Source organism: Sporosarcina sp. D27 (assembly GCF_000586555.1).
Lineage (GTDB): Bacteria > Bacillota > Bacilli > Bacillales_A > Planococcaceae > Sporosarcina.
In genome coordinates this window covers 1-25,317 of record NZ_AZUC01000009.1, presented here as the reverse complement: position 1 = coordinate 25,317, position 25,317 = coordinate 1, and the positions used below count along the sequence as shown (strand labels likewise).

Annotated in this window: 27 protein-coding genes; 13 read left to right on the top strand and 14 right to left on the bottom strand. The window is 41.9% G+C overall.

The genetic code is table 11. The features are described 5' to 3' along the window. The first annotated feature begins 126 nt into the window (after positions 1 to 126). Positions 127 to 468 carry a YuiB family protein gene (locus tag N693_RS0101180; RefSeq protein ID WP_156028841.1) on the top strand — a complete coding sequence of 114 codons (342 nt, stop codon included), beginning with the start codon at positions 127 to 129 and terminating at the stop codon, positions 466 to 468. 37 nt (positions 469 to 505) lie between these two features. Here the strand turns inward: N693_RS0101180 and N693_RS0101175 are convergent, their stop codons facing one another. After that, complete coding sequence (locus tag N693_RS0101175; protein ID WP_025782967.1) at positions 506 to 982, bottom strand: divergent PAP2 family protein; 477 nt, start codon at positions 980 to 982, stop codon at positions 506 to 508. Between the two features lie 117 nt (positions 983 to 1,099). Between N693_RS0101175 and N693_RS0101170 the strand changes: the two genes are divergently transcribed. Together N693_RS0101170 and N693_RS0101165 are read left to right on the top strand one after the other, a co-directional pair. Further along, the gene (locus N693_RS0101170) at positions 1,100 to 2,614 is read left to right on the top strand and encodes a leucyl aminopeptidase (protein ID WP_025782966.1); all 1,515 of its coding nucleotides are present in this window, start codon (positions 1,100 to 1,102) and stop codon (positions 2,612 to 2,614) included. A 62-nt stretch (positions 2,615 to 2,676) separates the two neighbouring features. Further along, positions 2,677 to 2,934: a hypothetical protein gene (locus tag N693_RS0101165; protein WP_025782965.1), complete on the top strand. Its 258-nt coding sequence runs from the start codon at positions 2,677 to 2,679 to the stop codon at positions 2,932 to 2,934. A gap of 47 nt (positions 2,935 to 2,981) precedes the next feature. Here N693_RS0101165 and mnhG read toward each other — a convergent pair whose 3' ends face one another. From mnhG to N693_RS0101130, 7 genes are read right to left on the bottom strand one after another with little or no spacing between them, the layout of a single operon-like run. Next, positions 2,982 to 3,347, bottom strand: coding sequence for a monovalent cation/H(+) antiporter subunit G (gene mnhG / locus N693_RS0101160; RefSeq protein WP_025782964.1), 366 nt, complete (start codon positions 3,345 to 3,347; stop codon positions 2,982 to 2,984). Then, positions 3,331 to 3,612: a Na(+)/H(+) antiporter subunit F1 gene (locus N693_RS0101155; protein WP_025782963.1), complete on the bottom strand. Its 282-nt coding sequence runs from the start codon at positions 3,610 to 3,612 to the stop codon at positions 3,331 to 3,333. The genes mnhG and N693_RS0101155 overlap by 17 nt, the downstream gene beginning before the upstream one ends. Then, positions 3,609 to 4,088, bottom strand: coding sequence for a Na+/H+ antiporter subunit E (locus N693_RS0101150; protein ID WP_025782962.1), 480 nt, complete (start codon positions 4,086 to 4,088; stop codon positions 3,609 to 3,611). The genes N693_RS0101155 and N693_RS0101150 overlap by 4 nt, the downstream gene beginning before the upstream one ends. Before the next feature lie 6 nt (positions 4,089 to 4,094). Then, positions 4,095 to 5,576, bottom strand: coding sequence for a Na+/H+ antiporter subunit D (locus N693_RS0101145; protein WP_025782961.1), 1,482 nt, complete (start codon positions 5,574 to 5,576; stop codon positions 4,095 to 4,097). Further along, positions 5,569 to 5,910, bottom strand: coding sequence for a Na(+)/H(+) antiporter subunit C (locus N693_RS0101140; protein WP_025782960.1), 342 nt, complete (start codon positions 5,908 to 5,910; stop codon positions 5,569 to 5,571). Before N693_RS0101140 ends, N693_RS0101145 begins: the two co-directional genes overlap by 8 nt. Continuing rightward, the gene (locus tag N693_RS0101135; protein WP_025782959.1) at positions 5,910 to 6,332 is read right to left on the bottom strand and encodes a Na(+)/H(+) antiporter subunit B; all 423 of its coding nucleotides are present in this window, start codon (positions 6,330 to 6,332) and stop codon (positions 5,910 to 5,912) included. Before N693_RS0101135 ends, N693_RS0101140 begins: the two co-directional genes overlap by 1 nt. Beyond that, a complete protein-coding gene (locus N693_RS0101130; protein WP_025782958.1) occupies positions 6,319 to 8,727 on the bottom strand; it encodes a Na+/H+ antiporter subunit A in 2,409 nt (802 codons plus the stop codon). The genes N693_RS0101135 and N693_RS0101130 overlap by 14 nt, the downstream gene beginning before the upstream one ends. Positions 8,728 to 8,902: 175 nt before the next feature. On the opposite strand from N693_RS0101130, the gene N693_RS0101125 reads away from it, so the two are divergent. Further along, complete coding sequence (locus N693_RS0101125; RefSeq protein ID WP_025782957.1) at positions 8,903 to 9,505, top strand: DUF5366 family protein; 603 nt, start codon at positions 8,903 to 8,905, stop codon at positions 9,503 to 9,505. On the opposite strand, the gene N693_RS0101120 is transcribed toward N693_RS0101125, so the two are convergent. Both N693_RS0101120 and N693_RS0101115 read right to left on the bottom strand, forming a co-directional pair. After that, positions 9,502 to 11,355, bottom strand: coding sequence for a transglycosylase domain-containing protein (locus N693_RS0101120; RefSeq protein WP_025782956.1), 1,854 nt, complete (start codon positions 11,353 to 11,355; stop codon positions 9,502 to 9,504). The two genes, N693_RS0101125 and N693_RS0101120, sit on opposite strands and share 4 nt — an antisense overlap. A gap of 73 nt (positions 11,356 to 11,428) precedes the next feature. Then, on the bottom strand, positions 11,429 to 12,658 hold the full coding sequence (locus N693_RS0101115; RefSeq protein ID WP_025782955.1) for an MFS transporter: 1,230 nt from the start codon (positions 12,656 to 12,658) through the stop codon (positions 11,429 to 11,431). A 125-nt stretch (positions 12,659 to 12,783) separates the two neighbouring features. Here N693_RS0101115 and N693_RS0101110 point away from each other — a divergent pair, with 125 nt between their 5' ends. Together N693_RS0101110 and N693_RS0101105 are read left to right on the top strand one after the other, a co-directional pair. Beyond that, positions 12,784 to 13,536, top strand: coding sequence for a peptidylprolyl isomerase (locus N693_RS0101110; protein ID WP_253271141.1), 753 nt, complete (start codon positions 12,784 to 12,786; stop codon positions 13,534 to 13,536). Between the two features lie 35 nt (positions 13,537 to 13,571). Beyond that, the gene (locus N693_RS0101105) at positions 13,572 to 13,796 is read left to right on the top strand and encodes a hypothetical protein (protein WP_025782953.1); all 225 of its coding nucleotides are present in this window, start codon (positions 13,572 to 13,574) and stop codon (positions 13,794 to 13,796) included. A 13-nt stretch (positions 13,797 to 13,809) separates the two neighbouring features. Here N693_RS0101105 and N693_RS0101100 read toward each other — a convergent pair whose 3' ends face one another. After that, positions 13,810 to 14,985, bottom strand: coding sequence for a MalY/PatB family protein (locus N693_RS0101100; RefSeq protein ID WP_025782952.1), 1,176 nt, complete (start codon positions 14,983 to 14,985; stop codon positions 13,810 to 13,812). A 77-nt stretch (positions 14,986 to 15,062) separates the two neighbouring features. On the opposite strand from N693_RS0101100, the gene N693_RS0101095 reads away from it, so the two are divergent. Together N693_RS0101095 and yugI are read left to right on the top strand one after the other, a co-directional pair. After that, a complete protein-coding gene (locus N693_RS0101095) occupies positions 15,063 to 15,326 on the top strand; it encodes a DUF1871 family protein (protein ID WP_025782951.1) in 264 nt (87 codons plus the stop codon). 130 nt (positions 15,327 to 15,456) lie between these two features. After that, on the top strand, positions 15,457 to 15,831 hold the full coding sequence (gene yugI, locus N693_RS0101090) for a S1 domain-containing post-transcriptional regulator GSP13 (protein WP_025782950.1): 375 nt from the start codon (positions 15,457 to 15,459) through the stop codon (positions 15,829 to 15,831). Positions 15,832 to 15,847: 16 nt separating this feature from the next. Here the strand turns inward: yugI and N693_RS0101085 are convergent, their stop codons facing one another. Then, the gene (locus N693_RS0101085; protein ID WP_025782949.1) at positions 15,848 to 17,167 is read right to left on the bottom strand and encodes a sigma-54-dependent Fis family transcriptional regulator; all 1,320 of its coding nucleotides are present in this window, start codon (positions 17,165 to 17,167) and stop codon (positions 15,848 to 15,850) included. A 134-nt stretch (positions 17,168 to 17,301) separates the two neighbouring features. Between N693_RS0101085 and pruA the strand changes: the two genes are divergently transcribed. The 4 genes from pruA to N693_RS0101065 all read left to right on the top strand — a co-directional run bounded on the left by pruA (position 17,302) and on the right by N693_RS0101065 (position 22,731). After that, complete coding sequence (pruA, locus tag N693_RS0101080; RefSeq protein WP_025782948.1) at positions 17,302 to 18,849, top strand: L-glutamate gamma-semialdehyde dehydrogenase; 1,548 nt, start codon at positions 17,302 to 17,304, stop codon at positions 18,847 to 18,849. 72 nt (positions 18,850 to 18,921) lie between these two features. Next, positions 18,922 to 20,115, top strand: a complete 1,194-nt coding sequence (locus N693_RS0101075; protein ID WP_025782947.1) for an ornithine--oxo-acid transaminase — start codon at positions 18,922 to 18,924, stop codon at positions 20,113 to 20,115. Between the two features lie 80 nt (positions 20,116 to 20,195). Then, positions 20,196 to 21,440, top strand: coding sequence for a Glu/Leu/Phe/Val dehydrogenase (locus N693_RS0101070; protein ID WP_025782946.1), 1,245 nt, complete (start codon positions 20,196 to 20,198; stop codon positions 21,438 to 21,440). Positions 21,441 to 21,567: 127 nt separating this feature from the next. After that, entirely contained in the window at positions 21,568 to 22,731 is a 1,164-nt protein-coding gene (locus N693_RS0101065) for an iron-containing alcohol dehydrogenase (protein ID WP_025782945.1), read from the top strand. A 43-nt stretch (positions 22,732 to 22,774) separates the two neighbouring features. Here the strand turns inward: N693_RS0101065 and N693_RS0101060 are convergent, their stop codons facing one another. Continuing rightward, on the bottom strand, positions 22,775 to 23,773 hold the full coding sequence (locus N693_RS0101060) for a cation diffusion facilitator family transporter (protein WP_025782944.1): 999 nt from the start codon (positions 23,771 to 23,773) through the stop codon (positions 22,775 to 22,777). 189 nt (positions 23,774 to 23,962) lie between these two features. Here N693_RS0101060 and N693_RS0101055 point away from each other — a divergent pair, with 189 nt between their 5' ends. Then, complete coding sequence (locus N693_RS0101055; RefSeq protein ID WP_025782943.1) at positions 23,963 to 24,847, top strand: DMT family transporter; 885 nt, start codon at positions 23,963 to 23,965, stop codon at positions 24,845 to 24,847. Between the two features lie 288 nt (positions 24,848 to 25,135). On the opposite strand, the gene N693_RS20425 is transcribed toward N693_RS0101055, so the two are convergent. Next, positions 25,136 to 25,317: hypothetical protein (locus tag N693_RS20425; RefSeq protein ID WP_216593571.1), on the bottom strand; the 182-nt coding region annotated here is incomplete at its 5' end.

Below are 25,317 nucleotides of genomic sequence, written 5' to 3'. Positions count from 1 at the left end.
ACAAAATCGAAAAACACTCGTCTCCTTTTTTAAGGACGAGTGTTTTTTAAACTTTTCAACAACTTCATGACACTTGTTTAAGCTGTTGAAAGAAGTGCCACAATCCGGTAAAATGAACTAAGGAAAATGGAGGTCATCATTTTGGGAACAATTTCACTTACAGAGATTATTCTGTCAGTCCTCATCTTTATAGTCATGTTTTTCGGGATTGGCTTTTTGCTTAACATGTTACTGCGCATGTCGTGGGTCATGGCAATTGTCTACCCGATTGTCGTCATCTTAATTATTGATGAAGTGAAGGCATATGAATATATTACGAAATCAGGTCATGCATTCAGTATGCTCGGAGATAAGTTGATGGCGTTACATACAGTCGACATCGTGATTCTTTCAAGCGGTCTAGTTGGAGCTATCCTTTCAGGGTTTGTGAGTAAGCTTTTACGCAAACAAGGTTATCAGATGTTTTAAAAAAAAACGCTCAGGCAAAGTTGCCCGAGCGTTTTTTTTATACGATAAATGAATACGTGAGAACGGAAATCAGGATGCCGGTTACTGCTCCTGCAAAAACTTCGCTTGGCTTGTGACCGAGTAGCGTCTTCAGCTCTACAATCTTTTGTTCTTCGTCTTTCTTAATCCAACCTTTTGTTCCACTGACGAATGTTTGAAAGTCTGCACGGATCTGGTTGATGATCAAGGCTTGTTGACCTGCTTGGTAACGAACACCGCTTGCGTCAAACATGACAATCACTGCAAAAATTGCTGAAATCGCAAACATGGAAGAATCGAGACCGTGTTCGAAGGCGATAGCAGTTGTGAGTGCAGTTACTGCGGCTGAGTGAGAACTTGGCATGCCTCCTGTCGAGGTCATTAGCTTCCAATCGAGCTCACGAGTGAGTAAAAAATGAATCGGAATCTTTACGAACTGTGCGAAAAAAATTCCGAATAGCGCAACCAACAGTGGCACATTGCTCAAAATTGTCATGTAGGCACTCCTCGTTAAAAATAATTATGAAAAATAGTCCGGCAACCGAAGAATTTTTTTCGTTTCTTCTTCAATTGGTATATAATTAAGAATGTATGAAAATGAGGAGGTAGTCAAATGAAAACTATCATTACAAACAAACAGATTACGGAGACCAATCTTGACGTGGTTGTGATCGGTGTTCCTGAACATCCAGAAAACAATACAAATTGGAAAGTCATAAATGACACATTCAATGGGAAGTTAACGGATTGGGTTAAAACAGGCGATGTAAAGACGGAACTCAATGCAGTCACTAAGCTGCCATCTATGGGCGAAAGCACGTTCAAGCGAGTTGTTTTCATCGGTCTTGGAGCATCTAAAAAGTTAACAGACCAAGGGTTGCTTGAAGTATTCTCTAAGGTTGGAAAAGAGCTTAGATCGATGAAATCAGAAAGCGTTTCCATTTGGGTAGATTCCTTCACAACAGAAGAACTTGAAGCTGATGACATAGCATTTGCCTCTCTACAAGGGCTAGTGTTAGGAAGCTACCAATTTGCCGATTACAAAACGACTTCGAACGAGAAAGATTTTGAATTCGAAACGATTGAACTACTCAGCACAGCAGATGAGGATGAACTGAAAGCGGCAGTAGAAGTAGGCCATGTACATGCAGTAGCTGTCAATTCGGCTCGTACCCTCGTTAACACACCTCCAAATATTTTAACTGCAGTTAAGATGGCGGAGCATGGTGAAATGTTGGCTGAAAAATACGGGTTTGAAATCGAAGTTCTCGGTAAAAAAGAAATGGAAGAACTCGGTATGGGGGCGATTCTTGCTGTCAACAAAGGATCAGTAGAGGAACCACGTCTGATTGTCCTTAAATACGCTGGCGGCAACGCGGACTGGACAGATGTAGTTGGTCTCGTTGGTAAGGGAATTACGTACGATACAGGCGGATACTCGTTGAAGCCTCGTGAAGGCATGGTTGGCATGAAAGGGGACATGGGTGGTGCTGCAGCTGTATTCGGTGCAATGCAAATCATCGGTGAACTTCGACCTGCAAAAAACGTAATCGCTGTCATTGCTTCTACCGACAACATGGTTTCAGGGGATGCATTCAAACCGGACGATGTCATTACATCGCTGTCAGGAAAAACGATTGAAGTGTTGAACACGGACGCTGAAGGACGCCTCGTATTGGCAGACGCTGTGACCTATGCAAAACAATCAGGTGCAAATTATCTAATTGACATTGCAACACTCACTGGCGGAGTAATCGTTGCTCTTGGTAAAGACAAAACTGGAGCATTGACGAACAACGAAGCATTCTTCGAAGATTTCATGGAAGCTTCTGTAGAAACAGGAGAATTCGTTTGGCGTTTGCCGTTAACTGAAAGTGATAAAAAGCGTCTTCGTAAGAGCGAAGTAGCGGACCTTAATAACTCACCAGGTCGTGATGGTCATATGATCTTTGGTGGTGGATTCGTTGGAGAATTCGTAGGAGATACACCTTGGATCCACTTGGATATCGCAGGTACGTCTGAAGCGGATGCACCTCATGCACTTGGACCTAAAGGTGCAACAGGGGCCATGACAAGAACATTAGCTACGTTTATTGAGCGTTTAGCTGAAGACTCCTCTGAAGCGTAATAGGTGTCAGCCTACCCCTACCTTTGCCCAATGAATAAGATAAGTGGGAAAGGGGGAGTAACATGTCACGATATAGAGGAAATAACTATGGTGGTGGAAGAGGTTACGGAGGAGGTAGAGGCTACGGCGGAGGCGGATTTGGAAACAGCTTCGGCGGACCTTTTCTTGGTGGATTATTCGGTAGCTTTCTCGGTAGTGCAATTTCACCTTACGGATACGGAGGAGGCTACGGAGGATACCCACCATATGGAGGGTATCCCCCATACGGCTATTATCCATACTACTACCAACCTTATTACAGCCCATATGGATATTGGTAAACAACAAAAAGACGCAGCGTCCGATTTGGGACACTGCGTCTTTTTGTTTAGTCCTCTTCATGAGATTTCTGTTCACCGATGGCTTCTTGAAGATCGTCCCCAACCGTCAGTTCTGTCGGTTTTACGCCAGACATATAAGCGGCACGGCTCATTAAGTGCCCACCAACAGGCGACGTGATGAATAAGAAAACACTACCTAGTAATAGCTGAATACTGAAATGTCCTTTAATCCACCAGAAGTGAAGGAACACCCCAATCAGGATTCCTAGAACACCGAGAGTCGCACTTTTTGATGCGGCATGCGCTCGTGTGTACACATCAGGTAATCGGAGAACCCCTACAACAGTGACAACAGTGAAGAAGACGCCTACAAGTATGAACAAAGCAATAATAATGTTAGCGATGAGTATCACGGTCTATAATCGCCCCTTTCTCGATGAACTTCGAGAACGATACAGTCCCGATGAAGGACATAATCGCAATGAGCAAAATCACATCAATGAAAAATATTGTATCAAATACAATTGACAGCAACGCGATTATTGAAATCAGCATCACACCGATTCCATCTAAAGCGATAAGCCGGTCTGGAGTTGAGGGGCCTTTGAATACTCGAACAAGCGTGCCGAGCATGGATAAGAAGATGATGATTAAGCTAATCCATATGAATATCTTCATGTCCTGCTCACCTCCAAGATGGCATTTTCGAATGATTGTTTAATGGAATTGATGGCTTCTTCAACATCATCCACGTCAATTGCATGAACGTACAGCGTCCGTTGATCATCCGAAACATGTATAACAATTGTACCAGGTGTCAATGTAATCAAACTAGCAAGTAACGTAATTTCCCAGTCTTTTTCAAGAACAGTAGGCATCGCGAAAATCATCGGCTGTAATTGCAGCTTGGGTTTTAACACAAGCATTGCAACGGAGATATTTGACAGGATTAGTTCCTTAAAGAAGATGCATGTCAATTTTACGCAAGCCCATAGTCGATCTACATACAAGCGATTTTTGTAAAAACGCCTTGTGAGTATGAGCAGTAGTAATCCAATGATATAACCGATTATAAATGTAGAAGGGGTGAAAGACGCCGTGATGAGCACCCACGTAATTGCGATGAAAAAGTTAAGCAGTATTTGAAATGCCAACGTGATCTACTCCTTTAACACGGCGTTTATATAACTCGACGGATCGAGCAGCACATGAGCTGCATCAGATACGTACGGGAAAATCCACTCAGTTCCGACTCCGTATAAAACGGACAGAGCTACTAGAATTACGGCAGGGAACATCATGTGCTTATAGGTTTTACGGTTCGTTGGTTGTAACGCAACCGGCTCTCCCCAAAACGCATAAATGAATATTCGGATGACCGATAGTAGGACAACCAGGCTAGAAGCGAGGATGACAATCGTTCCGAATAACTGCCCATGTTCAAATCCACCTTGAACAATTAGCAACTTCCCAACAAAACCGCTTAGCGGGGGAATACCAGCTAGACCGAAGGCAGCAATGAGAAATAGCCAGCCAAGTGGTGCATGGGTTTTAATAAGTCCACCCATTTCTCGTAGATTGGACGTCCCTGTAACATAAATCATAATCCCGATTATTAGGAACAATGCCCCTTTAATGAGCATGTCATGAATCAGGTAGAAAACGGCACCTTGCATCCCAGCTTCGTTCATCATAGAGACTCCGAACAGTATAACGCCAATCGCAATTAAAATATTGTAAATGATAATCTGTTTCAAATCGAAATAGGCAAGTGCCCCAATGCATCCCGCAACAATTGTGAGCAATGAGAGTACCATTAAAATGGTGTGCGTAAACGCAAGGTCATTGACGAAAAATAGTGTATAGGTACGTGTGATGGCATACACACCGACTTTAGTCAGTAACGCACCAAACAATGCGAGAATCGGGACAGGAGGTGCAGCGTATGATCCAGGCATCCAGAAGTAGAGTGGGAAGATTCCTGCTTTAATCCCGAATACGAGCAACAATAGAACACCAATTACTGAAACGATTCCAGGCTGACCGATATCTGCAATCTTCTGACCGATATCCGCCATATTGAGCGTTCCGACGATAGAGTACAAATACGCAACTGTAATGACAAAGAAAGCAGAAGAAATGACATTTACAAGTATGTACTTAATAGATTCGCGAAGCTGTCTCTTCTCTCCACCTAGAACGATGAGCAGGTAAGAAGCAATCAGCAATACCTCAAAAAATACAAACATGTTAAAAATATCACCAGTCGTAAATGCACCATTCACTCCTGTAATCATGAAGAGGATGGCAGGATAGTAGAAAAACCGTTCCCGCTCTTCACCAATTGAGCTAAAGCTATAAATGGCCACTAATAACGTAATCACTAATGTTGACGTTACGAGTAACGCAGAAAACATATCCGAAACCATTGTGATGCCGAAGGGAGCGGGCCAGCTCCCGAGTGTAAGTGTTTGGATCCCATCCTGTTTCACTTTCATAACGAGTGTAAATGCGGAAGCAATACTTGCACTTAGTCCAATGACAGTGAGGATTCGCTGGATGCGTACTTGTTCTTTGAAAAACAGAAGTACAATCGCAAAGAAAAACGGGATGATGATCGGAAACAATAGAAGGTTAATCATGCTCATCATTTCCTTTCATCGAATTCAAATCATCAGTTTTGTGAACTGCATAGGTTCTGTAGGCGAGTACCAATATGAACGCCGTAACCCCAAAACTGATAACAATTGCGGTCAAGATTAAAGCTTGTGGAAGTGGATCTGCATATTCAGTAACCCCGTCTAGAAGGACTGGAGGTGCACTACCACCTAATCCACCCATTGTTAAAATGAATAAATGGGCACCGTGACTTAACAAGCCTGTTCCTAGGATTACTTTAATCAGACTTCTGGATAGAATTAAGTAAATTGCAGCGGTGAATAGAATGCCCGCTACAATCGCCATGAGCAATTCCATTACTCATCCCCTCCAATCGACTGAATGATTGTAATTGCTGCACCAACGACGACGAGATACACGCCAGAGTCAAAGATCATGGCTGTATGGAGTTCAGTGTCACCGAATAGCGGTAAATCGAAATGTGCAAATGCATGTGTGAAAAAGGGAACGTTGAACAAAATGGATCCAGCTGCTGTTCCTAATGAAAGAAGTAAACCGACACCAATCACAATCGTGAAATTGAAGGGCAGTGTAGCTTGTACCGTTTCAAGATCGAATGCAAGTAATAGTAAAACAATCGCACCCGTCGTTAGCAGGCCTCCGACAAATCCTCCACCCGGAGCGAAATGGCCAGCAAAGAAGATATGAATCGAGAACAAGGAAATGATGAAAAATGTGACTTTAGTAGTCGTCTGTAATATAACGTTATTCTTTTTCATCATCAGACCCCTTTCTCGACAAGCGAAGCTTGATCATGCCAAGAACAGCAATTCCAGCAATCGATAGCACGGCGATTTCAAACAATGTATCGAAACCACGGTAGTCGACGAGAATGACGTTCACGATATTGCCTCCGCCAGCTTCTGTATAGACGGTATCTTTATAGTACTGTGAAATACTTGCGACAAGCTTATTGGAATGTGCGGACAATGCAACGAGAGTAACGGAAAGACCAACCCCGATTGCAATAATTTCGTTCACCAATTTGTTCTGTTTTGTTTCTCCATGCGTTTTTAAAGCAGGGAGGTGACGGAAAGCTAATAAGAAGAGAGCGACTGAAATCGTCTCAATTACGAGCTGGGTTAAGGCTAAGTCAGGTGCTTTAAAGAGCACGAAGAACAATGCGACAGAGTATCCGACTGCCCCTAGAGCAATAATAGCGGAGATTCTGTTTTTCGACATAATTACCATGCCAGTTCCTAATATAGCTACAATGGCATTCATCACAGCGAATAACGTAATTGGTGACAGACTACTCATATCTAATTTAAATGCGCCTTTAGCGAACAACACAACAATCGTCATGATGGAGAAGAAAGCAAACATATACAGTAAATACGTTCGGATTAACCCATTCATATAGAAACGGGATAGCTTGTTCATCCCTTTTTCTGATAACGTCATCACGCCATCATAAAGTGCGTTCAATGATAACTTCTCTGGCTGCATGCCATAAACTGGTTGCCATTTTTTAATCGAAGTAAATAGCAATGCTCCAATTGCAATAACGCCAACTGTCAGCCACATTGGAATATACTCGAACCCATGCCAGGCTTGTACATGAACAGCAGCTTCTGAAGGTAAACTGTACAGTTGTGGCTGTGCAGCCATTACAGCTGGCGCAACAAGCCACTTCCCAACAATGTTCGGGATGAAGAATAGTGCAATGACACTGATTGCTAAAATAATAGGTGAAATAAGCATACCAATTGGTGCTTCGTGTGGCTTAAGCGGAAGCTTGTCAAACTTCTTCTCACCTGTAAATGTCTTGAATACAAAGTAGAAACTATAGACAAATGTGAATACGCTTGCAATCCATGCAATTACAGGGAATAGAATGCCCCACGTATCAAAGTTGAACAGTTCAAATTGTTTCAGAGCAACCATAGAATCTAAGAACAATTCTTTACTCAAGAATCCACCAAATGGCGGAATACCTGCCATTGAAAGACCGCCGATGAACGCAACGGTGAAGCTGATTGGCATGACACTCATCAGGCCACCGAGTTTACGAATATCACGTGTTCCAGTTTCATGGTCAACAATACCTGCAATCATGAACAGACTACCTTTAAAGACTGCGTGATTCACTAAGTGGAAGATCGCTGCAAACATCGCTAAGCGGAATAGCGTATCGTCTGAGTGATAAGCAATTGCTCCGGCACCTAGTAACGACATGATCAGACCTAATTGACTAACTGTCGAGAATGCGAGAATTCCTTTTAAATCGGTTTGCTTCACAGCAAAGAACGAGCCCCACATTAATGTGAGCAGTCCAATACCGGAAACGAGCCAGATCCACACAGAGGACTCTGCGAAAATCGGCGTAAATCGTGCGACTAAATATAATCCAGCTTTGACCATTGTCGCGGAGTGTAAGTAGGCACTGACCGGAGTCGGTGCTTCCATTGCATCCGGAAGCCAAATATAAAACGGGAATTGAGCAGACTTTGTAAATGCTCCGAATAACAGAAGTACTGCTGCAAGTGTAAATAACGGATCTCCAGAGTAATCGGACAACCCGGATATCAATTCACGAATCGAGTATGTATCTCCTAAAATCCCGAGAATTACGAAGCCCCCGAGCATCATTAGTCCTCCACCAACGGTTATCATCATTGACTTTAAGGCACCGAATCGAGAACCGTCCCTTGTGTACCAATAACCGATTAGTAGGAAAGAAGAAATGGAAGTTAACTCCCAAAAAAGGTAGAGAGAAATGACATTATCTGACTGGACAACACCAAGCATTGCCGTCATGAAAAGCAGTAAGTATACATAGAAATTACCAAGCTTTTCTTTGTGCCTATCTAGATAGAAAATTGAATACAGTACAACCAACGCACCAATCCCTGTGATGAGCAGCGTGAATAGAAGACTGAGACCATCTAGGTAGGAGACAAAAGAGATTCCTAGTGAAGGGATCCAATCGAACGAAGAGACTGCGTGATCTCCACTTGCTGTCAGTGGTAAGTACGTACTGTAGTAAACAAACAGTACAACTGGGACAATCAGAACAAACCAACCTGTATGTATGCCAGTCACACGACGGAACAACGTCGGGATGAAAAGAGCTGCTAACGCTGGCAAGAAAATGAACCAAACAAATTCCACTAAAAATCCTCCTTCCTCGTACTATTATGATGTAGACATTGCTTTAAAGTATAACGTAAACAAGCGCATTTTGCACTGTGGGCACTTGAAAGATATTGCGGTACATCAATCTCTTCCTATATTATAGAGTCATGGAAAAATCCATTAAAAATAACAAGTCAGTCTGAGGTGCAGTATGAAAAATCCGTATTTGTTTAGTTATTTACCTTTCTTCACAATTATGCTGTTTAGTTTAACGTTCGGAGTGTATACAGTTGGCTATTCATTGAGTGTATTTCGCGAAATCGGCTTGTACAATGGTCTATTGGAATTTCTGACGGATACCCAACTCCGATTGTTTTTGCTAACCATCTATGCGCTCTTTTACTTCATGGTATTCAGTGCTCTCAAACTGATTGCAGCTACGATTCATGAAACGGCAATGTTGTTCTTTTACAAAGCGACCCCTACAGCAGATTCTCCTGTTCACCATGTGACGGACGATCGAGGGGGGAAGCTCATTTACTTCATCGGCGCGCTTGCTTCTGCATTTGCTATTCAATCGATTTACTGGTTACTTATCGTGTTTTTGACAGTCACTTTCATTTACTTTGTATATAGCACATATATGTTGCACCATCAGCTACCTTTTTCAGCGATAATCGGAATTATCTTCTTTGAATTCATCGTATGGGCGGTTTTGGTTTCTGCCGTTGTTTACATTTTACTGAGACTTTATAACGGAATCGCCGCAAGTATCCCAGGAGTTGAAAAAGACCAGCTGCCAATTGGCAACTAGTCGGAAAGTGCGGCTGAAAAAACCTTCAGATGTAATTTTTGTTCGCTCTCTTGTTGGAGTGACTGCGGTCGGTCATACCCGATCCAGGTCGCGGCCGTATAATCATCGTTCATCCCGGCAACCCATAAGTCTTTAAAATGACTTGTTGTTCCTGTTTTTGCTCCTGTATAATCCGTTGTGGGACGGAGGCCAAGAGCTGTTCCTGTTCTTACAGTCTCTTCTAGCATGGATCGGATGTTTTGCGTTGTCTTCTGCGACCATACCTCTTTACGTTCATCCTCCCATTTGTATAACACGTTCCCTTGACGATCTTTTACAGAACGGATCGCTCTAGCAGGTTTAAACGTACCATCTATGAAGCTCGTATACGCATTTGCCATTTCATAAGGCGTCATGCCATTTTCAAAACCACCAAGAGCTGCAGTATACTGATGATCTTTTTCGGTGACATACTTGAATCCAAAAGGAGCTAGGTGAGCAAACGACTCTTCAATCCCAACACGTTGGAAGACCCGGACAGCTGTCGTATTATAACTTCGACTAAACGCTTTTTTTACCGTTGAAACGCCATACGAATAGCGTCCGAAATTCTCAGGACAGAAATTCCCGATACAAATTCCACTACCATCGATAAGAGAGTTCTCAGTATACGGTCCGCTTTCTAAATAAGGGGCATATACGAGTAATGGTTTAATAATAGACCCTGGCTGTCGCACAGCTTGAAAGGACCGATTGAAATCTGTTTTCCGATAGCCAAATCCCCCGTATACACTAATGAGTTCACGAGATTTGTTATCCACAACAGCTGCACCGGATTGGATACCACTACCGCCAAGTGCGTTTGAAATGCCACTTTCGACGCTGCTTTGCTTAACGGGGTCAAGGGAAGTGTCGATACGGACGCCTGAATTGATCACTTCAGAGGTACGCTCCGATAGCGATTGTTGAATCTTTTTTCGTGCTTCTTCATCTTTTGCTGTTTTTAATTGGTCGGAAAAACCTTCTTTTTCGCTGATCAACTGTTTTAGCTCGTCAACTACATAGGTATGATAGGCAGGGAATTGACTGTTTTTCTGTTTTAGCCGTAGCTTGACTGGTGTACTCTGAGCGATTTTTCCTTCTTCCATGGAGAGCACTTCGTTGTTCACTAGAACTTGAAGAAGTCGTTCTTGCCGCTTTTTTGTACGGTCAAAATGCTTCAATGGATCATACAAAGAAGGGTTATTAGGGATAGCTGCCAAAAACGCAGTCTCCGCTTCGTTTAAATTAGCTAATGGTTTACTAAAGTAATAGGTAGAAGCAGCACCAATTCCATAAACTTGGTTGCCGAAGTACATCTCATTCATATACATTTCCAAGATTTCATCTTTTGTGGATTGCTTTTCTAGTTCAGCAGCATAAAGAATTTCTTTGAATTTCCGCTCATAGGTTTTTTCAGGAGAGAGAAAACGCATTCTCACGACTTGTTGAGTGATGGTCGAAGCGCCCTGGCTTAATCCATCCGAATTCACGTTTACTGCGAATGCTCGAGCGATTGCAGCGACATCGTATCCTCTATGTTCGTAAAACCCTTTGTCTTCGCTTTCAAGAAACAGCTGTTTCGCAAACAAGGGGATTTCGGATAACGGGAGCGGATCCCGCCACTCCGCATATTCTTCTGCAAATAATTGTCCATTACTATCGTAGAGTGCCATCGGAATTGTTACTTTAGGATCTGAGAATTCGATGGTTTCTTCAACTTGTTCTTTATACGCATTCGCCTCATGCCATTCCGCTGCGACTTCCTGTTGAAGCCAGAAAAGTAGCGGGAGACTTAACAAAGCGACAGCAAATCCTGCAAGCTGTCTCACAACTGGTCCCTCCGTTCTTACAAATACCTATACAAAATATAGCACACTCCAGTATTTGGAGTGTGCTATATTTTTAGGAGTTTTTTTGTTGTGAATCAGCCAAGAAATCTTCAAAATCTTGTGTCGGTTTGCGTTTTGCATAGTAAAGGAACGCGAAACCGAGCAAGAACAATAAGCCAGTTATGATAAATACAGAAGAAATACCGAGGAATCCACTAATAATTCCTCCGACCATAGGACCGATAATGTTACCTAAGAATCGGAAACTTGTATTATAGCCCATCACTTCGCCTTGGATATCGAGCGGTGCTTCACGGCGAACGAGGGCTGTCGTAATTGGAATCATACCGCCCATGGAAATACCGAATAGTAGACGCCAAATCACAAGCTGCCAAAGACTGCCTACGAAAGCTTGTGGGATGATGAAGATGAAGGAGAGGAGTAGTAAGAATCCTAGGACTTTCTCGTACCCAATGTCATCGCCAAGTTTTCCCCATTTCCGGGCGAACAATAAGTTCCCAACACCAGCTGCACTAAAAGTAATTCCTGCTAAAAAGGCAACGTCTTTCGTGTCCGTTAAGTGGGAGACGTAAAGAGAGAGTAATGGCTGAATACTGAAGTTCCCGATTTGAATAAGGGCAGTCACAACCATGACATTCAACATGAGCCGATGACGCAACAATCCACTTAAGATCATTTTTCGGGAATAGACATTGCCACGACCACTTTTTACTTTGCGCTGTTCTTTTATCCCGAATATGATGATGAGAGCAGCGATAATAACGGAGATTGACGTAATTACAAACGTGTATTTAAAACCGAAAGCATCGGCAAGGAGTCCGCCTAATACTGGACCAAACAAAGTACCTGTTACACTACCCATTTGAAGTGTCCCTAACCGTTTTCCGGCTTCTTCGCGTTTTGTGTTCGCGGAGATGAACGCAAGAGAAGTGGGAATAAAGCCTGTTACCACACCGTTAAGAAGACGGAGTATAAAGAACGCTTCGACAGAGTGGATGAATCCCATTAAGAATACTGAAAGTGCGATTCCGAATCCGTTAATGATTAGAATGGGCTTAAATCCGTATTTATCGGCAATCCTTCCCCAAATTGGAGACATAATGAGAGCGGATATGAATGTCGCGCCGAAAACAAGACCCGACCATTTTTGAACGTATGCATCTGAATAATCGCCAAACGTTTCAATATATAATGACAAGAATGGCATAATCATTGTCATTGTACCGGCTACTAGAAAGTTTGACACCCAGATAATGATGAAATTTCTTTTTTGAATATCCATAGGTGACCTTCCCTCTATAAAAACTGTATTTAAGTAGTATAAAACAATTCGTTTCCCGAAGGAAGTCAAGTGCTCGTAGTTCGGTTTCACTGAATCATGTGTTAAACTAATTTAGGGTGAGAGAATTGCATAAAAAACTTTATATGCTCATGCTTTCTTTAGCATTGATTCTTATTGTATCTGCATGTGGAAAACAAGAAGCTAAAGAAAAAGAGTCTGCACCTGATAAAGGTGAAACGACTCAAACAGATGAACCAGAAAAAACGATTCCTAAGGAGGACTCCCAGATGTATCCGCAATTATCTAATGAAGTAGCAGCAGGAGAAAAGCTTATTACTATGAACACCACTCTTGGTCCAATTAAAATCAAGCTTTTTGAAGAAAAAGCACCAAAAACAGTTAAGAACTTCTTAACTCATGCAAAAGACGGTTATTATGACGGACTTATTTTCCACCGTGTTATTAAAGACTTCATGATCCAAGGTGGAGACCCGACTGGTACAGGTATGGGCGGAGAAAGTATCTATGGAGATTCGTTCGAAGACGAATTCACGATGGATCTTTTCAACTTAAATGGTGCATTGTCAATGGCGAATGCTGGTCCAAATACAAACGGTAGCCAGTTCTTCATCGTCCAAGCATCTAACCTAGCTGGCGCTAATGCGGATCAGTTGAAAAAAGGCGGATGGCCAGAAGAAATCGCTGATGCATATGCAGAGCGTGGCGGAACACCGCACCTTGACCAGAAGCACACTGTGTTTGGACAAGTTATTGAAGGTATGGATGTTGTCAACAAGATTGCTACGGTTAAAACTGGCGCTCAAGATAAGCCGGTTGAAGATGTGAAAATTGAGTCTATTGACATTCAAGGCGAGTAATGCCCACTAAAATTATTGGTTAGGGAGTGATATCCATGGTGACAGTTCTAATGCCCTTCCTATATTTCCCGGAAGACAAATCAGAATATATCCCAGCGGCCATTTCCTTTTCTTTTTTCATGGTGCTTCTTGTACTGACATTCATGTGGATTCAGCGCATCTCTAAAAAGCAAGAATTGGAAACGAAAGAATTAGAAGAACGCATACTCCGGGAACGTAGAGATATGCACGAACAACAAAAAGAGCATCCTCATTCATGAGGATGCTCTTTTCTTAGTTTTCCATGCCTTTTATAAAGCGTTCGACACCATCTTGAACCGTGGAAAGACAAGTAGCAACATTCATACGTAAGAATCCACGACCAGCTTCCCCGTATTTTGTACCTGGCTCAAGTGCTAATTTTCCTTTGTTAAGTAACTTGTCCATTATTTCATCTTCGGAAAGACCTGTTCCACGGTAGTCTATCCAAAGCAAATAAGTTCCTTGAGGTTTAGTAATTTTAACTCCTGGGACACGCGTAGGTAATGTTTCAATCACGTAATCCATATTATCAGACACCGTTATAAGTAACTTTTCAAGCCATGGCTCTCCGTGGCGATAAGCTGTTTTCAACGCAACATTTGCAAAAGCGTTTAATTCCATTTGACCGTGAGCCATTCCGTTAGCGCGCAATTGCTCGCGTAATCCTTCATCTGGAATAATCATCATAGCCGCCTGAATTCCAGCTAAGTTAAAGGTTTTGGTAGGTGCGACACACGTGATAATCCGATTTCCTTCATCTCCAGCAACTGTATGTAGGGGAGTATGATTGTAAGGAGCAAACACTAGATCTGCATGAATTTCATCAGACAATATAAGTACATCATATTTAGCGCATAGTCGAACAATTTCTTGTAACACGGGTACCGGCCATACAATCCCGCCCGGGTTGTGTGGATTGCAAAAAATGAATAATCTGACATTTCTTTTTAATGATTCTTCGAATTTAACGAAGTCGATTTCATAGGTTCCATTTTTATCGATAAGCGTACATTCTTCAAGAGTACGATTCTGTAAACTAGGTATACCAGAGAACGGTGGATAAACAGGTGGAGTGATTAGAATAGCATCACCTTCGTTTGTCAACGTCTCAACAACAGAGGCAATTGCAGGAACGACGCCGTGATGAGATAACATCCACTCATTTTTAGTTTGCCAACCATGCTTATTGGACATCCATTCACGGATTGCGTCTTTACAATCCTCACATACGTAAGAGTAGCCGAAAACTCCATGATCTAAGCGTTCTTTCAACGCATCGATGACAGGTTGAGGTGCTGAAAAGTCCATATCTGCGATCCACATAGGAAGTATATCTTCAGTATTTTCTATTCCATAAATGCGATCCATCCGATCCCACTTCATTGACGACGTATTTCGTCGGTTTTTTACAGCAGTGAATTCTTTCATACATAATCCCCCTAAGTCTGTTTTCTTTTTCATACCTATGCTATCATAAATAAAAAGAAAAAATCAGGTGACTTGACGTGCAAACTGTAGAAATGAATAAAAAAGCGATTCATTTACTAGAAGAATGGGATCCTTTCCTTGCTGGATCAGATGCATACGAACTAGAAATAGCGGATGTTGTGGAGGAACTTCAACTACTGGATCATCCAACAGATCTAGCGAAACGAATTCGCGAAATTTATGAACACTCTTATGCAATGTGGATTCCTTTGGAAGATTGCATGCAAATTTCGTATAAGTTATTAGCTGTGAAATTCGAAGCTAAATGCATCATTTCATAAATCTCGTTTTCTAATAGCTCAAATCCGGTCTAAATGACTATATTTTGCCCCAATAGTGTTCAAATGGTATACTGATAATGGCCGCAATGGCAATTTCAGATAGTCAAAACAGAATTGGGAGCTGTTACACATGACAGGTAAATACGAAGCAGGTGAAGAACTGTCAGGTACAGTTACAGGCATTCAGCCTTATGGTGCGTTTGTAGCTCTTGATGAATCCACTCAAGGACTCGTCCACATTTCTGAAATCACTTACGGATTTGTGAAGGATATCAACGAGCATTTATCGGTTGGTCAGCAAGTAACTGTAAAAGTGTTGGAAGTGGACGAGACGGATAAGAAAATCAGTTTGTCCATCCGTTCGTTACAAGATCCCCCGACACCCACAAAGAAATTTACTCGTCCCCGTAAATCCTTACAAGAACGGGTAGACGAACAAGATGAAAAAGGATTCAACTCTTTGAAAGACAAGCTGAGAGACTGGATCGACAAGTCAGGATATTAAAAAGGAGAAGAGGCGATTATCCCTCTTCTCCTTTTTTGTTTTTCCGAAGACGATATTGTAAGTTTTGTCTGCTCATCGACAAGGCATTCGCTGTTCTAGTAATGTTACCGTCATGAATGGTTAAAGCTTTTTGTAAATAATAGGATTCTGCTTCTCTTAAAAATTTATCGAGAGGAAGCATGTCTTTTTCACTTGGCAAGATGAAAGAGGGGAACGGAACTGTTCCTTCGTCCAAAACCGCACTTTTAGCTCTAAAGTGTTGAGGGAGCATTTCATACGTAATTGTTGTTTCAGCTGAAGCGAGGGAGGCCACTTCGTTTAGCAACATTTCAAGTTCACGGATATTGCCAGGCCATGTGTATGAAAGGAATAGTTCCTCGACTTCTCCTGTAATGTCGTCTAATGCGGTACCTAAACTTTCTTTGCGTCTCACTAAATACCTTTTGACGAAAGGAAGTATATCTTCTTTCCTTTCCCGCAGAGGTGGGAAGCGAATCGTAAAGGATGCAAAAAAGTAATACAGCTCCTTTAGCAGACTTCCTGATGCGATAAGTTCGACGGGGTCTTCACCTATGCTTGCGATGAATTGTCGTTTATGATGGTCCGAACTTTCTAAAATCCTTAGAAGCTTGCGCTGTAGTTCGATGGATAAAAAGTCGATTCGTTCGCAAAATAGGGTGAATGGCGCATCGGTTTTTAATTCAGTTGCCAGACGATCAATTGATTGGTCATCAGATCGATTGCAGTAAAGTGTATAAAACGACGAATCTGCAACAGGAACTTCATGATGAATTCCTTGGGCTACAAGGTCTTTACCAGTGCCTGCTTCTCCTACAAGGAGGACAGGGAGTTTTGCACGTACCGCTTTTTTTGCTGTAGCGATAATCTTTTTCATGGATACGGATTCCGCTACGATGTTGTTCAGCAAAACAGGTTCTCGATCCTTGGTCAACGGTTGCAGAACAAACTTTTCCAGTGCTGTGACGTCATGAGAGAGTTCAACTGCACCTATGAGCACTCCGTTATTCACAATAGGATAGGTATTATTAATCGTTGTAATTTCAGTTTCGTTTTGGTTCCAATACGTTTGTTTAATGTTTAATTGTTCTTGTCCACTTTGTAACACTTCCATCAACGTACTCGGTTGTTGGCGGAAATTGAATAATTCCATGATGGACAAATCTCGGATATCATCGAGGTCTAGTCCTTCGATTTCTTTCATCTTGTCGTTGTAAATAATGGTCCTGCCCTCACTGTTAACGGCATGGATTCCAACCCCTGCACGCTTTACAGCAAATTCATAAAAGGGAAAGAGTGACTCTTCAAAAGCACTCATAGAGTGACACCGCCTAACTTTTTTCTTCAGGTAAACATTAATACTTGCAATGTGCAATAATATCTTGCATTATTATAAGTGCAATTAACAATGAAGTGCAAATATTATTTGCATGACCCATCTAAAGGAGGACTATCATGATCCCGTACAAACATGAACCATTCACAGATTTCACAATCGAAGAAAATAAAAAAGCATTCCAAGAAGGTCTTAAGACTGTGGAAGCTTACCTTGGTAAAGATTATCCCCTAATCGTAGGTGGAGAGCGCATCATGACTGATGATAAGCTCGTCTCTTTCAATCCAGCTAACAAAGAAGAAGTTATCGGTAGCGTTTCTAAAGCAAGTAAAGATATTGCAGAAAAAGCTATGAAAGTTGCAGACGAAACTTTCAATACTTGGAGAAAGACAGAACCAGCAATGCGTGCAGATATTCTTTTCAAAGCTGCAGCAATTGTTCGTCGCCGCAAAATGGAATTCTCAGCACTATTGACAAAAGAAGCTGGTAAGCCTTGGAACGAAGCGGATGCAGATACTGCAGAAGCAATTGACTTCCTAGAGTACTACGGCCGTCAAATGTTACGCTTGAAAGACGGAATGCCAGTAGAAAGCCGTCCAGGCGAATTCAACCGTTTTGACTACATTCCTTTAGGAGTTGGCGTTGTTATCTCTCCGTGGAACTTTGCATTCGCAATCATGGCGGGTACTACAGTAGCTGCACTTGTAACAGGAAACACAGTACTATTGAAGCCAGCTTCAACTACTCCAGTTGTTGCTTACAAATTCATGGAAGTCCTTGAAGAAGCGGGAATGCCTGCAGGCGTAGTAAACTATGTACCAGGTTCTGGCTCTGAAATCGGTGACTACTTAGTAGATCACGCGCGCACTCGTTTCGTATCGTTCACAGGTTCACGCGAAGTTGGAACACGTATTTTCGAGCGCGCTTCTAAAGTGAACGAAGGACAAATTTGGTTGAAGCGTGTGATTGCTGAAATGGGCGGTAAAGATACAATCGTTGTTGACAACGAAGCGGATCTTGAGCTTGCTGCACAATCTATCGTTAAATCAGCATTCGGTTTCAGCGGACAAAAATGTTCAGCTTGTTCACGTGCAATTATCCACGAAGATGTATATGACACAGTGGTTGCTCGCGTAGAAGAACTTACTAAAGAGTTGACTTATGGTGATCCAACTGACCAGTCTAACTTCGCTGGACCAGTTATCGACCAAGCTGCTTTTGACAAAATCATGAGCTATGTTGAAATTGGTAAAGAAGAAGGTCGTCTTGTTGCAGGTGGGGAAGGCGATAGCTCTAAAGGATTCTTCGTTGCTCCGACTGTATTCGCAGACGTTGCACCTGAAGCTCGTATTATGAAAGAAGAAGTATTCGGTCCATTCGTAGCACTTGCAAAAGCGAAAAACTTCACAGAAGCAATCGACATGGCAAACGACACAGATTACGGTTTGACAGGCGCAGTTATCACTAATAACCGTGAGCACATCGAGCAAGCTCGTGAAGATTTCCACTGTGGTAACTTGTACTTCAACCGTGGTTGCACAGGCGCTATCGTTGGATACCAGCCATTTGGTGGATTCAACATGTCAGGAACAGATTCAAAAGCAGGTGGCCCAGACTACTTGCAGCTTCACATGCAAGGTAAAACAACTTCTGAAATGCTATAAGACTAGTTTCAAGCAGTCGCCTGTCACAAGACAGGCGCTGTATCTACATACCTAACCGAGGAGGGAATTTGAATGTCAGTATCTCAACAAGTGATTGAACAAACTAATAAGTATGGTGCACCAAACTATCATCCGCTACCGATTGTTATCTCAGAAGCAGAAGGTGTATGGGTAAAGGATCCAGAAGGTAACAAATACATGGATATGCTCTCTGCATACTCTGCAGTGAACCAAGGGCATCGTCATCCTAAAATCATTCAAGCACTTAAAGATCAGGCAGACAAAGTTACTCTTACTTCACGTGCATTCCACAGCGATCAGTTGGGTCCTTGGTACGAAAAAATTACTGAACTCTCTGGTAAAGAAATGGCGTTGCCAATGAACACTGGTGCTGAAGCTGTTGAAACAGCAATCAAGGCAGCTCGCCGCTGGGCATATGACGTTAAAGGCGTAGAAGAAAACAAAGCTGAAATCATCGGATGTGAAGGCAACTTCCACGGACGTACGATGGGTGCAGTGTCCCTTTCTTCAGATCCGGAATATAAGCGTGGTTTCGGACCAATGCTTCCAGGTATCAAATTAGTACCTTATGGCGATCTTGATGCACTGGAAAAAGCAATTACACCAAATACAGCGGCATTCATCATCGAGCCAATTCAAGGAGAAGCTGGAATCATCATTCCTACAGCAGGCTATTTGAAAAAAGCGCGTGACCTATGTAAAGAAAACAATGTTCTATTCATTGCAGACGAAATCCAAGCGGGTCTATGCCGTACTGGTAAAATGTTTGCATGTGAATGGGAAGACGTTAACCCGGATATGTATATCCTTGGTAAAGCACTAGGTGGCGGAGTATTCCCGATCTCTTGTGTAGTAGCTGACAAAGAAGTGCTTGAAGTATTTAACCCAGGTTCACATGGATCTACATTTGGTGGAAACCCAATGGCATGTGCTGTTTCAATTGCATCTTTAGATGTGCTTGAAAACGAAAAACTTGCAGACAAGTCACTTGAACTTGGAAACTACTTCAAAGAAGAACTTCAAAAGATCGAAAATGAAGTGATTACAGAAGTACGCGGACGCGGTTTGTTCATCGGAATGCAGCTAACTGTAGAGGCACGTCCGTACTGTGAAAAGCTCAAAGAACTTGGATTGCTCTGTAAAGAAACACACGATACAGTAATTCGTTTTGCTCCACCATTAGTCATTACTAAAGAAGAACTTGATTGGGCACTTGAAAAAATCAAAAGCGTATTTGCTAACTAAAAATTCTTTCCAATTACGTTGTTCGATATGATACTATGAATAAGGAAAAAACATTATGAAACAAAGAGGCGACCATTACAATGACTGAAAACCTGAATCTGTTCACATCTACACAAGTTGTTATTAAAGAAGCACTTGACAAGCTGGGCTACGATGAAGGAATGTATGAACTTCTGAAAGAACCGATGCGCATGACAGAAGTACGTATCCCTATTAAAATGGACGATGGAAAAGTAAAAGTCTTCACTGGATACCGTGGCCAGCATAACGACGCTGTCGGACCAACAAAAGGCGGAGTACGTTTCCACCCAGATGTTACTTTAGATGAAGTGCGTGCACTTTCCATGTGGATGACACTTAAAGCTGGTATCGTAGACCTTCCTTACGGCGGCGGTAAAGGCGGCATCGTTTGTGATCCGCGTGAAATGTCTATGGACGAATTAGAACGTCTAAGTCGTGGCTATGTTCGAGCGTTGTCTCAAGTTATGGGGCCAACTAAAGATATTCCAGCACCTGACGTTTTCACAAACTCACAAATTATGGCGTGGATGATGGATGAATACAGCAGAATTGATGAGTTCAACTCACCAGGCTTCATTACAGGAAAACCTATCGTTCTCGGTGGTTCACAAGGTCGCGACCGTGCGACTGCTGAAGGCGTAACGATTATTATTAATGAAGCAGCTAAACGTCGTGGTATCGATATGAAAGGCGCTCGTATTGTTATCCAAGGTTTTGGTAACGCAGGTAGCTTCCTTTCTAAATTCCTTCACGACGCAGGTGCTAAAGTAATCGGGATTTCTGATGCTTATGGAGCTTTACACGATCCAAACGGCTTGGACATCGATTATTTACTTGACCGTCGTGATAGTTTTGGAACAGTAACTACATTGTTCGAAAACACATTGACGAACCAAGAGTTGTTGGAGTTGGATTGCGATATCCTCGTTCCTGCAGCAATCGAGAACCAAATTACAGAACACAATGCACATAACATTAAAGCTTCTATTGTTGTTGAAGCAGCAAATGGTCCAACAACTTCTGAAGCAACGAAAATTCTTGCAGATCGTGGAGTTCTACTTGTTCCTGACGTACTGGCAAGTGCTGGCGGTGTTACCGTTTCGTACTTCGAGTGGGTTCAGAACAACATGGGTTACTACTGGTCAGAAGAACTTGTTCGTGAGCGCATGACTGAAAAAATGGTCGCAGCGTTTGAAAATGTATATTCTGTATCAACTACACGAGGCATTGACATGCGTCTTGCTGCGTATATGATCGGTATCCGTAAAACAGCGGAAGCTTCACGTTTCCGTGGCTGGGCATAATCAGTAAATCGAGAGCACCCCTGCTAACAGGGGTGCTCTTTTTGGTTCAACTAAGATGATGGGCAGAACAGTTGCATCACTAACTGTCCTAAAACATAATAGATGTAGTCTGAGGAGGCGATGAATTTTGGATAACTTCGTATTTCAAAATCCTGTAAAATTATTGTTCGGTAAAGGGCAAGTCTCGAATTTAGCAGATGAGCTTAAAAAATATGGAAATAACGTTCTTGTTGTATACGGTGGAGGAAGTATTAAGAAGAATGGTGTATATGATGATGTAATGGGAGTACTGAAAGAAGGGGGACTCACTGTTCACGAATTTGGTGGAGTGGAGCCGAACCCTAGACTTTCAACTGCGATTGCTGCAGCGGAATTATGTAAACGTGAGAACATAGACGTAATCATAGCAGTCGGGGGCGGTTCGGTCATTGACTGTACGAAGCTAATCGCTTGTGCTGCAAAATATGATGGCAACCCGTGGGACTTTGTTGTACGTAAAGCGGTACCTCAAGATGCACTACCGTTTGGTACAGTATTGACACTATCTGCAACAAGTTCTGAGATGAATGCAGGGTCTGTCATTACTAATGAAGAAACTCAAGAAAAGTATGGATGGGGAACACCATTTAACTTCCCTAAATTCTCAATTTTAGATCCGTCTTATACGATGTCAGTTCCGAAGGATCAAACAGTCAACGGAATTGTAGATACGATGTCTCATATCTTTGAAGAATACTTCAATGAATCATCGAATACTCCTTTCCAAGATGAAATGTGTGAAAGTGCTCTCCGTACTTTGATCACAACAGGTGCAGAAGTAGTGAATTATCCAGATAACTACGAACTAAGAGCGACTATGATGCTTGCGGGTGTTTGGGGATTGAATGGTTTCCTTCGCATGGGATACACAGGTGACTGGGGAACTCATGACATTGAGCACGCTGTTTCAGCAGTCTATGACATTCCACACGCTGGCGGTCTGTCTATCCTATTCCCAGAGTGGATGCGTTATACGATGCATTTGAATCCTAAACGTTATGCACAGTTAGCTGTAAAAGCATTTGGTGTAGATCCGGCGGGTAAGACAGATGAAGAAACGGCATTAGAAGGTATTTCTAAATTAGAGGAGTTCTGGGCATCGATTGGAGCGCCTCGAAAACTTGCTGATTTCGATATAGATGATTCGAAAATTGAACTAATGGCTGAAAAAGCTGCAGCAAGAGGACCGCTTGGTAACTTCGCGAAGCTAGCTAAAGAGGACGTCGTTCAAATTTTGACGAATTCATTGTAATAAAAATACGAGCCAACAGTCTCTAGCGTTGGCTCGCATTTTTTTATTCAGGTAGTTTCTTGCGATTTTCGATGAGGTTAGAACTATTTTTGCCAGTCCAGGATTCAACACCGTCATCGCCTACTAAAGAAATGATGACATCCTGAATGCCTTTCTGAATCAGGATTGTAGTAAGTAAACGATCTTTGACTTTAAGAACATACTCAACTGTATTCGAAGTCGCAACCTCGGCAATGATTTCAACATGTAGAAATTCTCCTTCTTTAACAACCTCAACACGTTGAATATCCACAATGTCAGGGTCTTCTGCGAGTAGATGGGCAATGTGCGCGAGCATTTCTTCATCCGTTTCTCCAATAGCCCCTCGAGCATTTTCGAGGAACACTTTACCTACTACATAGAACATCATTACACCAATGATAATTGAAGCAACGCCTTCGGCTGCGAACCAGCCAAAGAAATGAGCGAGTAGCACGGCAACAAATGCTATTATGCCTCCGCTAGTCGCCACTAAGTCTTCCATAAAGACTAACTTAGTTGGAGGTTTTGCCTTTTTGAGATATATAAAGCTTTTTAGAAAAGATGATAAACCTACATGTTCAACACCTGCATCGTGAAAGACTTCTTTTGATGCCTTATAGAGAACAAAGGATTCTAGCACAATTCCGATTCCGAGGACGCCTAGATTGATCCACAAACCTCCACTTTCTGAAGGATGGAGGATATGATGTATCCCTCCAACTATAGTTTCATAAGAAAGGATCGCTACGATCAAAACTGCCCCAAGACAGACGAGGTTTACAATCCTACCAAAACCATTTGGATATTTAGGAGTTGGTGCTTTTTTAGAAAGGGCAGAACCAACATAAACGAATAGTTGGTTTGCAGCATCTCCGATAGAGTGCATCATTTCAGCGAACATGGCCACGTTGCCTGTTAGAAAAAAAGCACCCGCTTTTAAAGCGGCGATAATAACATTAACTATAGCGGCTAAAAGAGCAGGTTTGTTACCATCTTTTAAAAGTTGAATCCAATTGGTCATGAATGTATGCTCCTTTGTAACAAAAATGGTGGTTCGTTCAATTACATTGTGACATCTTTTTTCCTTCTAGATAAATAATAGAGGTATTCTAAACGCGGAATTTTTAGAACAACCTTGTCTGATATACTATATGCTATATCCATAAACAAACTATTGTAACCCTCAATAGAAGGAAAGTGATGTGTTTATATGAACAAACCTCCTATACATCCAGCGATCCCTATCATTATAGGAGTTATCTCAGTTGCTTTATCAGCAATTTTTGTAAAATTAGTATCCTCAGAAGCGGGAGTTACTGCATTTTACAGAATGTTTTTCTCGGTCCTCTTGATGTTGCCGATTTTCTTACTGAAATACAGAAAAGAAATAACTCTACTGAAAAAACGGGATTGGATATTTTCAACTTTGGCAGGTGTGTTTTTAGCGTTCCACTTCATCTTTTGGTTTGAATCGTTGAATTATACATCCGTTGCAAGTTCTACGGTATTAGTAACACTCCAACCTATATTTGCGTTTGCGGGTACATACTTTTTCTTTAAAGAACGTTTATCGATTAAAACGATATTATCTGCAGTTGTCGCAATATCGGGGAGTGTCATTATCAGTTTTGGTGATTTCCAACTTGGAGGAACTGCATTTTATGGAGATATCCTTGCACTGATTGGTTGTGCGCTAATTACAGGTAACTTATTGTTAGGCCAAGACGTGCGTCAAAGATTGTCCCTTATCACATATACGTTTGTAGTTTACTCAATTAGCTCAATTACACTTTTCTTCTATGTATTAATAAAAGGGGAGTCATTTGGTCCATATCCACAATCAGATTGGATGTGGTTCATGTTATTAGCGTTAATTCCGAACCTACTAGGTCATACCCTTTTTAACTGGGCAATCCGGTGGGTAAGTACGAATGCCATTTCTATTGCAATATTATTCGAACCTGTTGGTGCGTCAATCTTGGCGTATTACATCTTCGATGAGAGTTTATCGACAGCACAAATTACAGGTGGAATCGTTGTATTACTAGGGATTTTGTTGTTTGTGGTCGATGGTCGAAAAAAAACTTCGGTTTAATTTTAAAAAAAGCTTGCAAACTATATACTATCTGTTGTATATTATTACTTGTCCTTCGGAACACGCTTTATCGGGTTCAAAGGCAAGTAATATTTTTTAAAAAAAGTTGTTGACACGATGATTACACCATGTTATGATGTAAGAGTTGCTGAAACAACAGCTAACAAATAAGTTTAACACTATGAACCTTGAAAACTGAACAGCAAAATGTCAACGAATTATTGTTTGTTTTACCGGCTCTGTCGGCGAAACAAACACAAACAGATCTTAATCGATCTGATAGACATCTTAAATGATGCCAGTACGAATTGAGCAATCAATTCTCATACTGGTTGTCGAGCTGTAGTGTGGTACTAGGAAGTGATCGAACGAAGAAGGGAGCGTACTTTGGTACGTGACCGATTGAGAGAGTGAAGCTGACGACGTAATGCGCTGCAGATCGACTACCAGTTTTATGGAGAGTTTGATCC